At 61.7% G+C, this 15,409-nt stretch carries 11 protein-coding genes; 2 read left to right on the top strand and 9 right to left on the bottom strand.

Annotated elements, in window-relative coordinates; translation table 11 throughout:
* Nucleotides 1-2: 2 nt before the first annotated feature.
* From CLV84_RS03870 to CLV84_RS03830, 9 genes are all read right to left on the bottom strand, one after another.
* Entirely contained in the window at nt 3-1,346 is a 1,344-nt protein-coding gene (locus tag CLV84_RS03870; RefSeq protein ID WP_211295155.1) for a sigma-54-dependent transcriptional regulator, read from the bottom strand.
* A 122-nt stretch (nt 1,347-1,468) separates the two neighbouring features.
* Nucleotides 1,469-2,578, bottom strand: a complete 1,110-nt coding sequence (locus CLV84_RS03865) for an MraY family glycosyltransferase (protein ID WP_104418412.1) — start codon at nt 2,576-2,578, stop codon at nt 1,469-1,471.
* A gap of 10 nt (nt 2,579-2,588) precedes the next feature.
* Nucleotides 2,589-3,803: a DUF1972 domain-containing protein gene (locus CLV84_RS03860; RefSeq protein ID WP_104419502.1), complete on the bottom strand. Its 1,215-nt coding sequence runs from the start codon at nt 3,801-3,803 to the stop codon at nt 2,589-2,591.
* Nucleotides 3,804-3,893: 90 nt separating this feature from the next.
* The gene (locus CLV84_RS03855; protein ID WP_104418411.1) at nt 3,894-5,009 is read right to left on the bottom strand and encodes a glycosyltransferase family 4 protein; all 1,116 of its coding nucleotides are present in this window, start codon (nt 5,007-5,009) and stop codon (nt 3,894-3,896) included.
* Between the two features lie 14 nt (nt 5,010-5,023).
* Nucleotides 5,024-6,235, bottom strand: coding sequence for a glycosyltransferase family 4 protein (locus CLV84_RS03850; protein WP_104418410.1), 1,212 nt, complete (start codon nt 6,233-6,235; stop codon nt 5,024-5,026).
* The gene (locus tag CLV84_RS03845) at nt 6,232-6,969 is read right to left on the bottom strand and encodes an acyltransferase (protein WP_104418409.1); all 738 of its coding nucleotides are present in this window, start codon (nt 6,967-6,969) and stop codon (nt 6,232-6,234) included. The genes CLV84_RS03850 and CLV84_RS03845 overlap by 4 nt, the downstream gene beginning before the upstream one ends.
* A 2-nt stretch (nt 6,970-6,971) precedes the next feature.
* On the bottom strand, nt 6,972-9,254 hold the full coding sequence (locus CLV84_RS03840; protein WP_146088699.1) for a phosphotransferase: 2,283 nt from the start codon (nt 9,252-9,254) through the stop codon (nt 6,972-6,974).
* 473 nt (nt 9,255-9,727) lie between these two features.
* Complete coding sequence (locus tag CLV84_RS03835) at nt 9,728-11,530, bottom strand: ABC transporter ATP-binding protein (RefSeq protein ID WP_104418407.1); 1,803 nt, start codon at nt 11,528-11,530, stop codon at nt 9,728-9,730.
* Nucleotides 11,531-11,648: 118 nt separating this feature from the next.
* Entirely contained in the window at nt 11,649-13,424 is a 1,776-nt protein-coding gene (locus tag CLV84_RS03830) for an aminopeptidase P family protein (RefSeq protein WP_104418406.1), read from the bottom strand.
* A 64-nt stretch (nt 13,425-13,488) separates the two neighbouring features.
* Here CLV84_RS03830 and CLV84_RS03825 point away from each other — a divergent pair, with 64 nt between their 5' ends.
* Complete coding sequence (locus tag CLV84_RS03825; protein ID WP_104418405.1) at nt 13,489-13,986, top strand: hypothetical protein; 498 nt, start codon at nt 13,489-13,491, stop codon at nt 13,984-13,986.
* Nucleotides 13,987-14,013: 27 nt separating this feature from the next.
* Nucleotides 14,014-14,835 carry a class I SAM-dependent methyltransferase gene (locus CLV84_RS03820; protein WP_104418404.1) on the top strand — a complete coding sequence of 274 codons (822 nt, stop codon included), beginning with the start codon at nt 14,014-14,016 and terminating at the stop codon, nt 14,833-14,835.
* Nucleotides 14,836-15,409: the final 574 nt, after the last annotated feature.

Below are 15,409 nucleotides of genomic sequence, written 5' to 3'. Positions count from 1 at the left end.
GCTTACCGCAGGGAGACTTCCCCGCTCTTGATCATCCCGTAAATGGTGGATTTCCCTACGTTCAGTTTTTCCGCTACGCTACTGACGTTCCGGTCGTACTGCGTCAAGTAGTGTTGAATAATTTCCCGGTTGTACTCCCGCAGTGTTTTGTCGCCGTAGTCGATGGCCGAGGGCCCGTTGAGGGTGGAGAACTTTAAGTCCTCCGGCACGATGTGGCCCGTTTCGCTGAGTACGCAGGCCAGATCGATGACGGCCTTCAGCTCCCGCACGTTCCCGGGAAAGGGATGCTTTAGCAATTTATCCTTGGCCGCCGGACCGAGTTCGGCGCGCTTCGTCCCGTTGTCGCGGGCGTACATATCCAGAAAAAAGTTAGCGAGTAGGAGCAGGTCTTCCCCGCGCCGGCGCAGGGGCGGCAGCTCCACCGGTAAACCCATAATGCGATAATAGAGGTCTTCGCGAAACTTCCCCTGCCGCACGAGTGCGCCCAGGTCCCGGTGGGTAGCGGTGAGCAGGCGGGCGCGGAAGGTAACCGGGCTATTGCTGCCGACCCGGCAGAACTCGCGCTCCTGCAGGGCCCGTAATAGTTTGCTTTGAAGATTGAGATCCATTTCGGCCACCTCGTCCAGGAACAGGGTACCTTCCCCGGCGGCTTCGAAGCGCCCGATCTTCCGCTCGGTGGCTCCCGTGAAGGCGCCTTTTTCGTGGCCGAAGAGTTCGCTTTCCAGCAAGTCCGCCGGTATGGCCGCCGTGTTGATCGCCACGAAGGGTTCGTTCCGTCGGGGGCCGTTATAGTGGATCGCCCGGGCCACCACCTCTTTCCCGGTTCCCGTTTCACCGGTAATGGTGACGTTGATCTGGGAACGTACCGCCTTCCGCAGGACGCTGAAGACCTGCTGCATCGCCGGGCTACGCCCGATGACGCTGTCAAAACTGAACTTCTCGCTCAATTGCTCCCGCAGATCCGCCACTTCCCGCTTCAGCGCCTTGGCCTCACTGATGTTCTGGATGGATTTCCAGAGCAGGTCTTTCGTATTCTCGTTCTTGACCAGGTAATCCCGGGCTCCTTGCTGGAGCAGGCTGACCGCCGTAGCGATGTCTTCCTGTCCACTGGTGACGATCACCGCGATCGAAGGATGCTTTTCTAAAATGCGGTTCAGCAACTCGCCGCCGTTCATGTCGGGCAGGCCGTAGTCCATGCTGATCACGTCCGGTTCGCGGTAAAGTTCCTCCAGACAGGCCGTGCCGGTAGCCAGCAGCCTTACCTCAAAATCGGCCTGTTGCCGCAGGTGATGCTGCAACAGGCTCCCGTAAAACGGGTCGTCTTCAACGATGAAAATGCTTAGCACAATTTCTGGGATTAAGTCGGGGATGCGCTAAATCGATTAGCGAACATCCCTTGCGATGAACCAAATACGGTCAACCCGATCTTGGAACGTTGTTAATACGCTCGACCGGGGCAATCTATTTTTCAAAACGCCGATTTGCTATTCCCCGGCCCGGAATTTCTACGTTCGAGCATCCGTAACGATTCCCGGTGGCGGTGCATGCCACGCTGTAACTGCAGGATCGCGAAGACCCCCAACAAACTCAGCAGGATCACGCCTACCCCACCCCATACACCTAGCCAGAACGAGGTGAGCATCGCCAGCAGAAACACGGCGAAAACGATTTGCAGAATCCAGTGGCGCACCGAGCGGTGCGCTGGATCGATCTGCAGCAGGATGTGGTGGATGTGCGACCGGTCGGCGTACATCGGGGACTTACCGTCGGCAATGCGCTCGGCGAATACCCGTAGTTCGTCCAGTACCGGAAGGGCCAGTACCGAACAGCTGCCGATGAGCCACAGGGCCGCCCGGGCATCCGTCGCACCCCGCTCCAAAAAGGCGATACTCGCTCCCGCCAGGATAAACCCTAGGAAAAGGCTACCCCCGTCACCCATGAAGATCTTCTGCTTCGCGGACGTATTGTACCGAAGAAAGGCAGCGGTGGCGGACAGCGTGACCCCGCTGACCAGGGCAATGTCCAGGTGGCCGAGGTAAAGGCTGGCTCCCCCGAGCCAGGCGAAGCCCGCCATGAACAGACTGCCCGCCAGTCCGTCGATACCGTCGATCAGGTTGTAAGCATTCACTACGCCTACGATAAAGAGAAAACTCAGGATTTGCTGTAGCAGGTCCGGCAGTCCCCCCATGCCCAGCAGGGCGAAAACCTCCTGAAAGTAGATGCCCCGAAGGCACAAGAAATAGGCACAGCAAGCCTGGATACCCAGTTTGATCTGGGGAGGCAAGTCGAGCTTATCGTCCGCCATTCCGGTAATCAGTAGTACCCCGCCCCCGAGCAGCACGGAAAACGTAAAGCCCGTGACGAGACCCGATCCGGGAAAGTTGAGCAGTACCGCCAGCAAGATACCGATGGCCATGGCCGGTCCGCCCACCAGCGGAATGCTGTCGGTGTGCACCTTGCGCTCGGAGTTCGCCTCGTCCAGCCAGTGCAGGTTTTGGGCCAGGCGGCGCAAATAGGGTACCGTGACGTAGACGATGAGGAAGGCCAGGGCCAGGGAAATGAGTAGACGTAGTTGCATGACCGCGGACTTAATTTTCGTAGAAGATGTGGTGGGTGGCGAGGTGGCCGGCGCCGTGCTCGGTCAGGACTTCGGGGCTGTAGTGCTGAAAGGCCGGCACTACGCTGATCTTTTCATCCGTCTGGCAGGCGCGCTGTACCAGGGCATGGTACTTGCCCGCAATGACGGACCAGCGGTAGCGACGGTCGGCAATCTCCTTCATCGCCCGACCGATGGCCGGCCAGTCTTCCGCTGTCGACCGGAGGAGCCACTCGTTCAGTTCCGCCTCGGTATCGAAGTACTGCGCTTTCCCCTCCGTAGTGGTCCGATTGTAGCTGACGCCGAAGGCCAGGATCGGCAGCCCCAGGTACATGGCCTCCACCAGCGAGGGGTTCGTACCTCCGGCACTGTGCCCGTGTACGTACAAAGTCGCGTTGCCGCGTAGCAGGTCGATTTCCCGTTGGTCGTAGATGGGATCGAGTAGCAACAAATTGGCCCGGTCTGCGAACCGCGCTTTCAGCTCCTGCCCGAATGGGCTCTTCGCCCAGTTGCCCACCACCACCAGGGGCAGGGGTGCGGACCCACTAAAGGCGCGTAGGATCATCTCCAGATTGTTTTCCGGTTCGATGCGGCAGACTTTGAAGGCATACGGCTTCGCCAGGAAGGGATAGCGCTCCACATCGGCCGGGGCGGGGCGAACGGTCATCGTATGATCGGCACCGTACTCGATCACGTTGCTGAGGCTACCGTACCGCAGGGCGGTATAGTCCTGGATGGATTCGTTGTCGGAAATGTCGCAGTGGGAATACTTTACGGCGATCTTCTCCGCCCAGTAGAGGTACATGCGGGCGGGCCAGGACCACTTGTCGCGCTTCCACTCGATGCCGTCGATGGAAACGATGATGCGCTTATTCGTAAAAAGGCGCACGAAGGGCAGCATCCAGGCACCCGCTACCCCGAGGATAAGCAGGACATCAGCGTACAGCAAGGCGTGCAGGATGGACCAGCTATCGTAGGGAATGCTCTGTACCCCGTTGGCTTCCAGGGGCAGGTAATGCAGGCGCGCGCCGCGGTAGTGCGTGGGCCGGTTCGTGGGGGCATACTGTTTCCCGGAGCAGTACACCGTCATGTCATACTGCCGGTCCAACTGCTCCACCAAGTGGCTGGCGAGGGTCTCGAAGCCGCCGTATTTCGCGGGAAGCCCTACCGTTCCGATAATTGCTAACTTTTTGTTTTCCCTTTTCATTTTCATTCGATTTGCAGACAATCACCGAATGGCAAAAAATATACCTATATCCTAAACAGCTATGGATCAACCTATTACCTATAGTTTTACTTACATGCTTTCCAGCATCTGGACCGTTTTCCGCTGCTCGGAAGTCTTGCCAGCTTGAACTATCGCCAGGATGCGTTCCAGGAAACGGCTTTCGGTGAATTGCCCGGCTTGCTCCCGCGCTCCGGCGCCATGCTTACGGTAGCGGTCCGGATTCGACCGCCATTCCCGCAGCCGGCCCGCCAGCCGTTCGGTATTCCGGCCGTCGATGTGGTAACCGGCATAGCCCACCGGCACGATCTCGGCGATGCCCCCCGCCGGCGGCACGATGACGGGCAGGCCGTAGACCATCCCCTCCAGGGCGGTGAGGCCGAAGGTTTCCACCCACTCGTCGGGGCGGGAGAGGTTGACCACGACGTCCGCCCGCCGGTAAAAGGGGTGTACGTCCTGCTGGGCGGGAAAGACGATGAGGTTACCGGGCAGCCTCCGGTGGCCAAAGTAGGCGGCGATGTCCGCGGGAGCCGCGTTGACTACCAATTCGAAGTGGAATTCCGGGCAAGCATCGGCCAGGGCCACGTACTCGTCCACGCCCTTGTAGCGCTTGAGGGACGCTACCATCAGTACGTTTTCCACGGTGGTCCGCCGCCGGAGATGGGCGGCGGCGCGCAGAGAGAAATCCTCCGGAATCGCGTTCCAGATGACGTGGCGGGATTTGTTCAACGGCTCCTCCTCCGCCAGAAAATCGGATACGTAGATGACCTCGGTCGCGCACACCCTGACCCAGAAAAGCAGAAACTGCTTGAACATCCATGGATTCACGGAGGTCTCGTGCAGGTGGTAGATCACCCGCGCGCCGCACAACCAGCCCAGGATAGCCCCCCCGAAGGGCAGCAGGGTATTGACGTAAACGGTGTCGGTGGCGCGCACCCGCTTCCAACCGGAAACGATCACGTAGACCTGGGAAAACAGCAACAGCAACAGCCGTCGGGGTACCGACTGGATGAAGCGGTAGCGATTATCGCGCAGCCCCACCCCGGGAATATCCGAGAGAAAACCCCGCCCGGACAGGCTGGTATGAAGTTCGACGGGGTGCCCTTCCGCCGCCAATCCCTGCAGCACCTGCCGCAGGACTTTCGGAGAGCCGCTAAAATCGTTGAGTAAGTGAAAAGCGTGAATCATGGGCGTGAACTGATTTATAGGCTCGCGTAGATGGCGCGCAGGATGTCCCCCTTTTTGTCCCAGTGAAAGCGGGTAAGAAATTTGTCGCGGGCGGCCTGCCGCAGCAACCGGTAATCGGGCCCGGCGTGCAGGATCTTCTCCAGCCCGCCGGCGAGTCCGTCCACCACCTCCTGGTAGGTGTCGCCCGCCACGACCACCCCGCAGGAAGCATCGACGAATCGGCCCGGGCCGCAGTTCTCCAGGGTGATCACCGGCACCCCGAAGGAGAGGGCCTCGGGAACCACCATGCCGGCTCCTTCGTGGGAAGGGAACAGGAAGACGGAGGCCGATTGCATCATCTCCATTAGTCGGTCGCGCTCGATCCAGTCGATGAGCCGCACGCTGTCGGATAGCCCCCGTTGCGCGATGAGGGTACGGAGGCGGGCTTTTTCGGGGCCGTCGCCCACCAGGGTGAGCGTCGCCCCAGTGTCGGGGTACCGCTTCCGGTACGCGGCGAAGGCCTCCACGGCCAGGTCGGGGCCCTTCATGTGGACCAGCCGGCCGGCGAAGAGGATGTGGGGCGGGCCGGCGGGCACGTCGGGCGCCCAGCCGTAATCCTGGTTGCCGACGTTCGGGAAAACCTGGTGCGGCTGGTTGGCCAGGCCCAGCGTATCGGGTACGCTGTCGTTCATGCACCAGATGTAGTCGGCCCGTTCCTTCGTTTTCCGCAGCGCCGGGCTCCACTTCCAGAAGTAATTTTTCACCGACCAGGTGAGTAGGTTCTTGCAGCGGTCGGCCAGCGGCATCGTCCGGTTGAAGATGGCCGGAATGCGGGGGTGATGACCGATGGGTCCCCAGACGAAGGGCTTCCCGAGGGACCAGAGGCGGCTGGGCGTCCAGTCGTTGTGGAAGTTCAGGTTGTGGGCGACGTCGAATTCGAGGCCCTGCCGCCGCACGAAGTCCACGATGCCTCGCTGCCACAGCAAATAGTAAAGCATGGCCCCCCGGCTGCCCCGCTTCCACCAACGCAGGTGCCTGGGAAGATCGTAGTAGAGGTAGCGGATGTTGGCGTAGACCGGGTCGGGGTGCTCCGCCATGTACCGTTCGATGGCGGGGCGGTTGTTCTCCCGGGTCACCGCGATGACCCGATTGAAGCGGGCGATCTGGTAGACGAAGTTCCAGCCCATTCCGTCTTCAGACCCCTTATAGGGATTGACGGCGTAGGCGGTGGAGAGGATGGTTTTCATGTTGCGGGTACGGCTTCGGGTTCGGGTTGCGGGGAGGGGTTGGGGGTCAGGCGGTTGCCGATGGGGCGGGCGGGTACGCCGCCGATGATGCTGTAGGGCGGGAAGGAACGGGTAACCACCGCCCCCGCGGCAATCACCGAGTGCGCCCCGACGGTGACGCCGTCCAGCACCGAGACGCGGGCGCCGATCCAGCAATCCTCCCCGATACGGATTCCTTCCCGCTTCACGCCCTGTTGGCGGATGGGGGTGGTAAGGGAGGCGAAGTGGTGATTCTCGGGGTGGCAGCTGAAGTACTGCCCCACGATGCAGTCGTCGCCGATGGTCAGTCCGCCGGCCCCACCGAGGTAGGCGTACTCCCCGATACCGACGTTATGGCCGATGCGGATAAAGCAGCCCGGATCGCCGGGGGTGGTGCTGACGACCACCTTGCTCCAGTCGCCGATGCTTACGTTGTTCCCGAAGGTTATTCCTTCGGTGCCCAGGGCCTCGACGGTCACGCCGCGGCCGAGTTTGAGGAATTGGCCGTAATGGATCCGGTGGGCGTAGCGCAGGCGGACGCCCGGCCCCATCAGCATAAAGCGGGGGCGGCGGAAGCGCAGGAGCATCGTCAACCCCCGCAGGAAGGATAGCCCGGTAACCACCAGGAAGCTCAGCACCATGCGGCCATCGAATCCCTCCGCGAAGGCGAATTGCGGGTTACGCAGCCGGATGAGGCGGGTCAGTAGCGTTTTCATACCTACTTGATCGAGGTTTGCAGGGTTTCGCGCACGGTAGCCAGGGTTTCCGCCAGCTCGACGTTCTCCACGCTGGCAAATACGTGGCGGGGATAGCGGTCCTGGCAGTCCCGGAAGAGCGCCCGGTAGCGGTTGGTGAGGTCGACGATCGTAGCCCGGTCGAGCTCCTGTTTGCGCGCCAGGATGGTATCCGGATCGGCGTAGAGGAAGAAATTGTAGCGCGGCTTCATCAGCAGCGGCAGGCCCAGGCGGGGCACAATGGCGGGCAGTTCGATATTGCTGCGCCGCGCGTCCAGGACGAAGTCGTAGTAGTAGCGATCGTAAACCACGGCGTAGCCGCGCAGGACGTAGCGTACGTACACGTAAGCCTGGCCGAAGAGATAATCGGTGAAGTAATAGCCGAAGCGCAGCAGGGAGGAAAGAAGGTTGCGGTTGTTACCGGTGCGGGGAAGGCGTTCCACGCTCCGCTGTTCGGCGCCCTCCTTGCCGTGTACGTAGGCGCTGAGGATGGGCAATACGGAGGGCCGGTGGCGCAGCACCTTGACCGGGCGCCGAATCCGTTTATCGATCAGTTGGGTCACTTCCCCGATCACGGTGCTCTTTCCGGCACCGTCGACTCCGCTAAAGGTTACCACGAACCCCCGGTCGCGCCAGGCGGTCAGCAGGGTGTCTTGGACGTAATCGAACCGGTTCCGCCATTTCTGCCAGCCCCGGTTGGACTGGATCGGTAATACCGGTAGCTCCCCGCCCGGGACGGCGTATTTCTCCGGGATCGGCTGTCCGTTGAGGCCGTAGAACAAGCGCAGGTAGTCGGCGGTATCGCGCTCGTTCACCACGCGGATGCCGTGTGCATTGACGCGCGCGCCTTCAATGAGGGTGGCGGCCTCGAGGAAGACGGTAGCCTTCCGCTTCAGTTTCCAGATGAGGTCCAGGTGCAGCAGCTGTCCGTTGGAGAGGACGATCGCCAGCGAGGCCATGAAGCTTTTACGGACGATGCGTACCCGGTCCACGCCGCGAAAGCTTTGGATGCGCGCGATGAGGGTTTCGGCCGCGGTCCGCGACAGGAGGATATCCAGGTCGCTGTCGGGAGGGAGGTCCGCCGGGTCCCCGTCACCGAGTTTGAGCACGGCGTAGTCGACCCCGGCCAGGGCGGCGAACAGGCTGGCGATCAGTTGCGGGCGGCCGTGCCCGGAGGGCGTCAGGTCACCGAGAGCATCCCGCCAGACCTCCAGTTGCCAGTGAATTTGCGGGTGCCATACTTCCTGACGGGTATAGACGGAGAGGTAGTACGTAAGGTGGTGAAGGAGGTACAGCCGCAGGTAGCGGTCGACGTTCACCCGGATGGATCCGAATACGGCGAGTTTGACCAGGGGGGTGAGTCCGGCGTGGATATCGGCGTAGATGCGGCTCCAGCTTTTCCGCTCCACCATGATGCCCTGCTGGAGGTGGAAGTGGAAATAGTCGTAACCGACGGGGGTTTGTTCCCGGGCTAGTTCCCAGTCGATAATGCCGAGCTGCCGGCCGTCGGTGCGCAGGGTGTTCCAGGGGGTGAAATCACCGTGGGAAAGACCGTACCGAACGGGCCGAACGGGATCGAAAGCAGCGGCGAGCACAAGCAAGTCCGTGAGTAGCCGACCGGGAATACGCGTATCGGACCCGGCTTCCAGGGCGGTGAGTCGTTCGTTCGTCGCGATCCACTCCGGCCACGTATGCAGCCCCCCCTGTTCGGAGAACCCGGCCCGCAACGACCGCAAGGCTTCAATGTGGTCGGGCGTGATGGTATCCCAGGTACCGTAATCGGCGAGCCGGGTAATGGACAAGCGATGGTCCGCGTAGTGCACCAGGTTCGGGTAAACGAATGGCAGCGGGGTCTTTGCCCCTTCCAGCTTTTTCAGAGTACGGGCTTCGTTGGCCAGGTTATCCTGCGAATCGGGCCCCACGGCGATCTTCACGACGGTCTGGCGGTCGCGGATAAGCACCTCCTTGCGGTTGGGCCCGGTGGTCCCGGTAAAGAGTGCCCAGTCGGACTCCCCTGCCATTTCCGGCCGATCGATGACCACCGAGGAGAAAACCAGGCGCTGTAACCCTAGCATAAAGATCAGCCGCACGGCCAGCCGGAAGGCACGCTGCCGGAGCGTCACCGCCGGATAAAAGCTCAGAAACGTCGGTCGCCGCGCATCGGCCGGCCACACCCACCGGGGTCTTCCATCCGGATTGGCAATGAACAGGACCCGAACGGGTTGGCCGGCTATCCGGACCGGTGTTGTGAGAGAGACGCTTTTCATGCTACGGGTGGTGATACCCGGTAGCTGCAAATACAGTGACAGAAACCTAATACCCTGTATTGCATACAGTTACACTATATGCATCGCTGAATAGTTTCCATTTATTGGAATCGAGGCCCGTTTTTGGAAAAGAGAGGGTTGGTCCGCGATGCCCTCCGCTCGCTGCAGACCTTGCTATTCCAAGACGTCCCTTCCAGGGCCGGGATTCTCGGTGGCCGTTAGGCATAATTATCCGAAGGTCCGGTGTCCGCTGTTCTGCTTGTGGTTTTCCAAGCGCCGTACCCCTCTGCGAAACTCAGCGCTTCTCCGCGCCTCGGCGGTAACCCTTAGTGCGCAGCACCAACGCTGCCTACCTCCCCTCCGTGGAACCTCCGTGCCGTACTCCGTGCCCCTCTGTGTTGAACCCCTTTACGTCGCGAAGCGACACCCCCCTCCCATGCCTTCCAGTTGCGAAGCGAAACCAATGACGGGGCTCACTCCCCCTTCTCCTCCTCGATTTCCTCCGCCATCTGCCGCTCCACGATCTCGCTATAGTAGCCACCGTTGGCCAGCAATTCCTCGTGGGTACCCACCTCGGCGATCCGCCCTTGCTCCAGCACGATGATCTTATCGAAGGTGAGGTGACCGTAGATTCGGTGGGTGATGATGATGGACGTCTTTTCCTGGAGCGCCTGGTTGAAGTAGCCGAGGATCTGCTGCTCGGTGTTGGTATCGACGGCACTGAGGCTGTCGTCGAGGAGCACGATGTCGGGTCGTTTGATGAGGGCGCGGGCGATGGACACCCGCTGCTTTTGGCCACCGGATAGCGTCACGCCCCGCTCCCCTACTAGGGTGTCAAAGCCGAGGGTAAGTCCTTCGATGTCTTTATAGACCGCGGCGTGTTTGGCGAATTGCTCGATCTCCTCGTCGCTCGGGTTGTGATCGGCCCCGAAGGCGATGTTGGCTTTGATGGTGTCGGAGAAAAGGAAGACGTCCTGGGGAACGTAGCCGATCTTGCGGCGCAGGTTGGCCAGTCCGATCTCGCGGATGTCCTGGCCGTCGATGAGGATGCGGCCTTCGGTCACGTCGTACATGCGTAGCAGCAGGTCGGCCACGGAGGTTTTTCCCGACCCGGTGCGCCCGATGATGGCGAGCTTTTCCCCGGCCTTCAGCGTGAAGCTCAGGTGGTCGATGGCCTTGATGCCGGTGTCGGGGTAGACGAAAGTGACATCCTCGAAGGTGATCTCCCCCTTGATCGGACCGCGGTAGGCGGGATCCGGATCGGTGATGGCGGTTTTGGTGCCCAAAAATTCATTGATCCGCTTCTGGCTTGCCGCGGCCTGCTGCACGATGCTGGCGATCCAGCCGATGGCGGTGACCGGCCAGGTCAGCATGTTGACGTAGATGACGAATTCGGCGATGTTGCCCGCGGAGATTTCCCCGGCTACGACCTGGAGTCCGCCGACGTAGACGGTCAGCACCGTAGCCGCTCCCACCATGAAGACCATGAGGGGAAAGAACCAAGCGTCCACCTTGGCCAGGTCCACGCTCATATCCTTGTACACGTCGCTCTGGCGCGCGAAGTACTGCACCTGCTGCCGCTCCCGCACGTAGCTCTTTACCACCCGGATGCCGCTGAATACTTCCTGGGCGATACTCGTCAGCTTCGAGAGCTGCTGCTGGATCAGCGTGGAGCGGGTGTGAATGATGTTGCTAACGTAGTAGATACTCACCGCCAGTACCGGCAGGGGAATGAGGGTATACAGCGTAAGGGTCGGACTCACCGCCAGCATGCTCGCGATCACGAAGATGATGGTGGAAATAAGGTTAGCGAGATACATCACGGCCGGCCCCAGGTACATGCGCACCTTATTGACGTCCTCCGTGATCCGGTTCATCAGGTCGCCAGTGTTGTTCCGTTTGTAGAACTCGAGGCTGAGGTCTTCGTAGTGATCGAAGATCACCTCCCGCAGGTCGTACTCGATGAGCCGCGACATCACGATGATCGTCTGCCGCGTCAGGTAGAGGAAGAATCCCATGATGAGCGCCAGCACGAGCACCAGCCCGGCAAAGAGCATCAGGGTATGACTGAGAATGCCGAAGAATTCCCCCTGTACCTCGAAGCCATTGTACAGCCCGTAGGTATTCACGTAGTCGATCACCAGGTCCAGCGCCTCCCGGATGACCTGCGGTTGCAGGACCTGGAAGTAGTTGGAAATACAAATGAAGACGATCCCCAGGGCAAGCCGCCAGCGGTACTTCCAGAAAAATTGGTTGAGGAACTTCAGTTCGCGCAAGGGGGGGTGTGATTCGGGGGGACGCGGATTGGAACGTTTGGTCGGGCGGATGGTTGCCTTGGCCTAGCTGATCCGCTTCGGCAGACGACCTCGGGTACGCGCCACTCGGCGGATGAAGCTACAGCACCCGGCAAGCCTCCTCCAGCCAGGCCCGTTCCGCCCCTTCCAGCCGCGGCGATACTCGCTCGCAGACCATCCGGTGGTAATCGTTCACCCACTCCAACTGGGCCCGGGTGAGCAGATCGGTATCGATGAGTCGGCGGTCGATGGGGAAAAGGGTGATCGTTTCGAAGTAGAGCCAGTTCCTGCGCTCCGACGCCCGAACGACTACGAGGTTTTCCGTCCGGATGCCGTATTCCCCCTCCCGGTAGTAGCCGGGTTCGTTGCTGAGCACCATGCCCGCCTCCAGGGGATACTGAGCGGCCGGGGAGCGGGGGTTCGGACTGATCCCCGCCGGCCCCTCGTGCACGTTCAGGAAGAAGCCCACCCCGTGGCCGGTCCCGTGGCCGTAGTTGAGCTCGTGCTGCCAGAGCGGCCGCCGCGCCAGTGCGTCCAGCTGCACCCCACTGGTGCCCGTGGGGAAGCGGGCCGTGGCCAGGTCGATGTGCCCCTGCAAAACCAGGGTAAAGTGCAGGCGCTGTTCTGCGGTCGGGGTGCCGAGCGCGAAGGTGCGGGTGATGTCGGTGGTCCCGTTATGGTACTGGCCGCCGCTGTCGAGCAGCAGGATGCCGTCGGCTTCGATCCGGGCCGCGCGCTTCGGACTGGCGTGGTAGTGCACGATGGCTCCGTTGCCTCGGTAGCCGACGATGGGGTTAAAGCTTTCGCTCACGTAGTTCGGGTAGGCGGCGCGGAAGGAAGCCAGTTTGTCCCCCACTTCGTACTCCGTGACACCGGCCGGCAGCTGCTCGTCCAGCCACCGCCGCAGGCGGAGCAGCGCCACCGCGTCGTGCACCATCACCTCCCGGAGGTGGTCGAGGGCCGTGTCGTTTTTACGGGCTTTCCATTTCGGGATCGGGCTCGCTATTCCGCAGGCCGCCACGCCCCCGGCCGCCGTGGAAAGCCAGACCGAGGTGGTGGCGGGGTCGAAGCCGATGTCCGCGTCCCGGGCGTTCAGCCGCCGCAGATACCCCTCGGTGTCGCGGTAAGGCAGCCGCTGCAGGTTCTCCAGCCGGTCGGCCCAGCTCGCCAGCGCCGCCCCTTGCTCGGCGAATACGGCGTGATCGCCCCGCCGGCCGGCGACGAAGTAGCCCACCATCAGCGGATTGAAGTCGATATCCGTACCCCGCAGGTTCAGCAACCAGGCGAGCTCGTCGAGGGCGCTCACCAGGAAATAGTCCAGCCCTTCCCCCGTCATCCAGTCCGTCAGCTGGCCCAGCCGATCCTCCCATTTTTCACCGCTGTAGTCGGCCAGGTGCTCGCTTACCGGCCGGTTCGGCAGCCCCGGACGGTCCGACCACACCAGTCCGATCAGGTCGTGGTCGGTCTTTAGTTGTAGCTCCGCCTTGGTGAGTTTTTTCTCGAGCGATTGCGCGGCGCGGGCGCTGAAGACCCGGCCGTCCACGCCTACGGTTTGCCCGCTCAGCAGGTGGTCGCAGAGCCAGTCGGCGTACTCCGGGGTGTGGGCGGTCTTTAGTTTCATCAGCTGGATGCCGGTATCTTTCAGTTCTTCCTCCGCCTGCAGGAAGTAGCGGCTGTCGGTCCACAGCTTCGCCTCGTGCAGGGTCACAACTACGGTACCGGCCGATCCGGTGAATCCGCTAATCCACTCGCGGGCCGCCCAGCGCGGGGCGGGGTATTCGCTCTGGTGCGGGTCGGTGCTGGGGATGACGTAGGCATCCAACTGGTATTCCAGCATCTGCTGGCGTAGGGCGGTGAGTTTTTCGGAAGTAGTCATGCGGCAAGATAAATGAATCGGGCGGCGGAGCGCGGGAGCAGGCAACGATTCCTATCTTGAAGGCATGAACACCTATACCTACCACCACCGAAAAGCCCTAATCGCGATCGGCGGGATCGTGCTCCCGTCTTTCGCCCTGGCTCTGCTCCGCGACGATTGGATCGGCGATTGGAGTAACGTCGTGGTGGCGGCCCTCACGTTCGCCTCCATCCTGTACCTGATCTCCTACCCCTGGCTGTTGAACGAACGCCTGATCGTAAGCGGCCGTACCCTTACCGTGGCGCGGCGTATCGGGCGCTCCCGGGTGATCGACCTGGACGAAGTGGAGGGGATGGTCATCCGGGAAATTCCTGGCTCTCTCGGCTTTGGCAAGACAATAAACATGCACTTGCACCTACCGCGGCAGCCGGTGCGCATCAAGCTCTCCCATCTGCGAAATGCTCCGGGTTTCGTACGCCTGATTGAATCCAAACTGCGCCAGGGCGGACTAAACCTGGCCCAACGCACGGTCGACGACCAGGAAAGCCTACCCCTCGAGCAACTCGACGAGCTGCTCGGCTAGCGGTCCCGAGTGCGTAGCTTTGCCCCCATGTTCGACCTAAGCTCGCTGCTGCGGGATGCCTACCGACCTCCCGAACCGTACCTGACCCCGGAGGGCGTGTACAACTTCCTCCCCGACGATCCGGAGGCCGGCAACTACGTCGAGCACTACCACCTGGACGCGCTGGAATCCGACTACTTCGCACCGGTCGAGGATGGCGCTACCCGCCACGAAAGCGACCGGCTGCACCAGGAAATCCTACGCCACCTCCCCGCTGAAACCCGTACCGTACTCGACGTCGGCTGCGGCAGCGCCTGGGTAGCCCGGGAATTGCTTCCCCGCGTAGATGCCGTGATCAGCTTCGACATTGCGATCCGCAACTCCACCGAGGCGATCAAGCGCTACCCGGCCCCCCACCACGTGGCCGTCACCGGCGATGCCTTCGATCTCCCCTTCCGGGATGCTTCCCTCGATGCCGTCATCTCCTCGGAGGTGATGGAGCACGTACCCGACGTCGCGGCTTATCTGCGGAGCCTCCTCCGGGTCGTCCGACCCGGGGGCCGGCTCATCCTTTCGACGCCCTACGCGGAGAAGATCCAGTATTCCCTCTGCATTCACTGCAACCGCCCTACCCCGCTCCACGCCCACCTGCACAGCTTCAACGAGCGGGTGATCGCCTCCTTGCTGGCGCCCCTGCCGGGGATCGATTACCGTACCTATACGCTGTCGAATAAGGCCCTGCTGGTGTTGCGCACCCACCCCATCCTCCGCCACCTCCCCTTCCGGGCCTGGCGCTCCGTCGACGCGCTGGCCAACCGGGTGGTAAAGAAGCCTTCCCGCTTGGTGATCGTGGTGGATAAGCTGGTTTAGTGCGGAGTGTCGCTGCGCGACGGCGGGCACCGTGGGGGAGGTTCACCACAGAGGTGCCACAGAGTACGGCACGGAGGTTTCACAGAGGGGGGAGGTAAGCAGAGATGGTGCTGCGCACTAAGGGTTACCGCCGAGGCGCGGAGCAACGCTAAGTTTCGCAGAACGTTTCGGCGCTTGAGGGAGCGCTTGAGAGACGGATACTTCAGCGTTGTCGGATGGCCACGCACAAATACCAGTAAACTGCCCGGCCCTGGAAGGGACGCCCTGAATAGCGAGGTCTGCAGCGAGCGCCAGCGAGCGGAGGGCCTAGCGGTCAATAAGGGTCACGAAAATACGAGTAAGCGTCTGTCGCTTCGCGACCTGAAGGGTTCAACACAGAGGTGCCACTGAGTACGGCACAGAGGTGCCACAGAGCGTGGGGGTATTCCAGCGTAAGTGGCTAAGCGTACACTGGAGCACCACTCAAAACACGTGGTGCCTCGCGGTCAGAAGGGAGGTTAAACGAAGCGAAAGAAGACCGGAGGGCGCGCTGCGCGCTAAAGGTCACCGCTGAGGCGCGGAGAAGCGCGAAGTT

Origin of the sequence: Neolewinella xylanilytica (assembly GCF_002934605.1) — a bacterium.
GTDB classification, from domain to species: domain Bacteria; phylum Bacteroidota; class Bacteroidia; order Chitinophagales; family Saprospiraceae; genus Neolewinella; species Neolewinella xylanilytica.
Note: the sequence above shows the minus strand (reverse complement) of the source record. Positions and strands in the feature narration are given on the sequence as shown.

Coding starts and splice junctions, on each gene's coding strand:
- CLV84_RS03865 (WP_104418412.1), bottom strand. CDS start 2,578: ATGCAACTACGTCTACTCATTTCCCTGGCCCTGGCCTTCCTCATCGTC.
- CLV84_RS03860 (WP_104419502.1), bottom strand. CDS start 3,803: ATGAAAAGGGAAAACAAAAAGTTAGCAATTATCGGAACGGTAGGGCTT.
- CLV84_RS03855 (WP_104418411.1), bottom strand. CDS start 5,009: ATGATTCACGCTTTTCACTTACTCAACGATTTTAGCGGCTCTCCGAAA.
- CLV84_RS03850 (WP_104418410.1), bottom strand. CDS start 6,235: ATGAAAACCATCCTCTCCACCGCCTACGCCGTCAATCCCTATAAGGGG.
- CLV84_RS03845 (WP_104418409.1), bottom strand. CDS start 6,969: ATGAAAACGCTACTGACCCGCCTCATCCGGCTGCGTAACCCGCAATTC.
- CLV84_RS03840 (WP_146088699.1), bottom strand. CDS start 9,254: ATGAAAAGCGTCTCTCTCACAACACCGGTCCGGATAGCCGGCCAACCC.
- CLV84_RS03830 (WP_104418406.1), bottom strand. CDS start 13,424: ATGACTACTTCCGAAAAACTCACCGCCCTACGCCAGCAGATGCTGGAA.
- CLV84_RS03825 (WP_104418405.1), top strand. CDS start 13,489: ATGAACACCTATACCTACCACCACCGAAAAGCCCTAATCGCGATCGGC.
- CLV84_RS03820 (WP_104418404.1), top strand. CDS start 14,014: ATGTTCGACCTAAGCTCGCTGCTGCGGGATGCCTACCGACCTCCCGAA.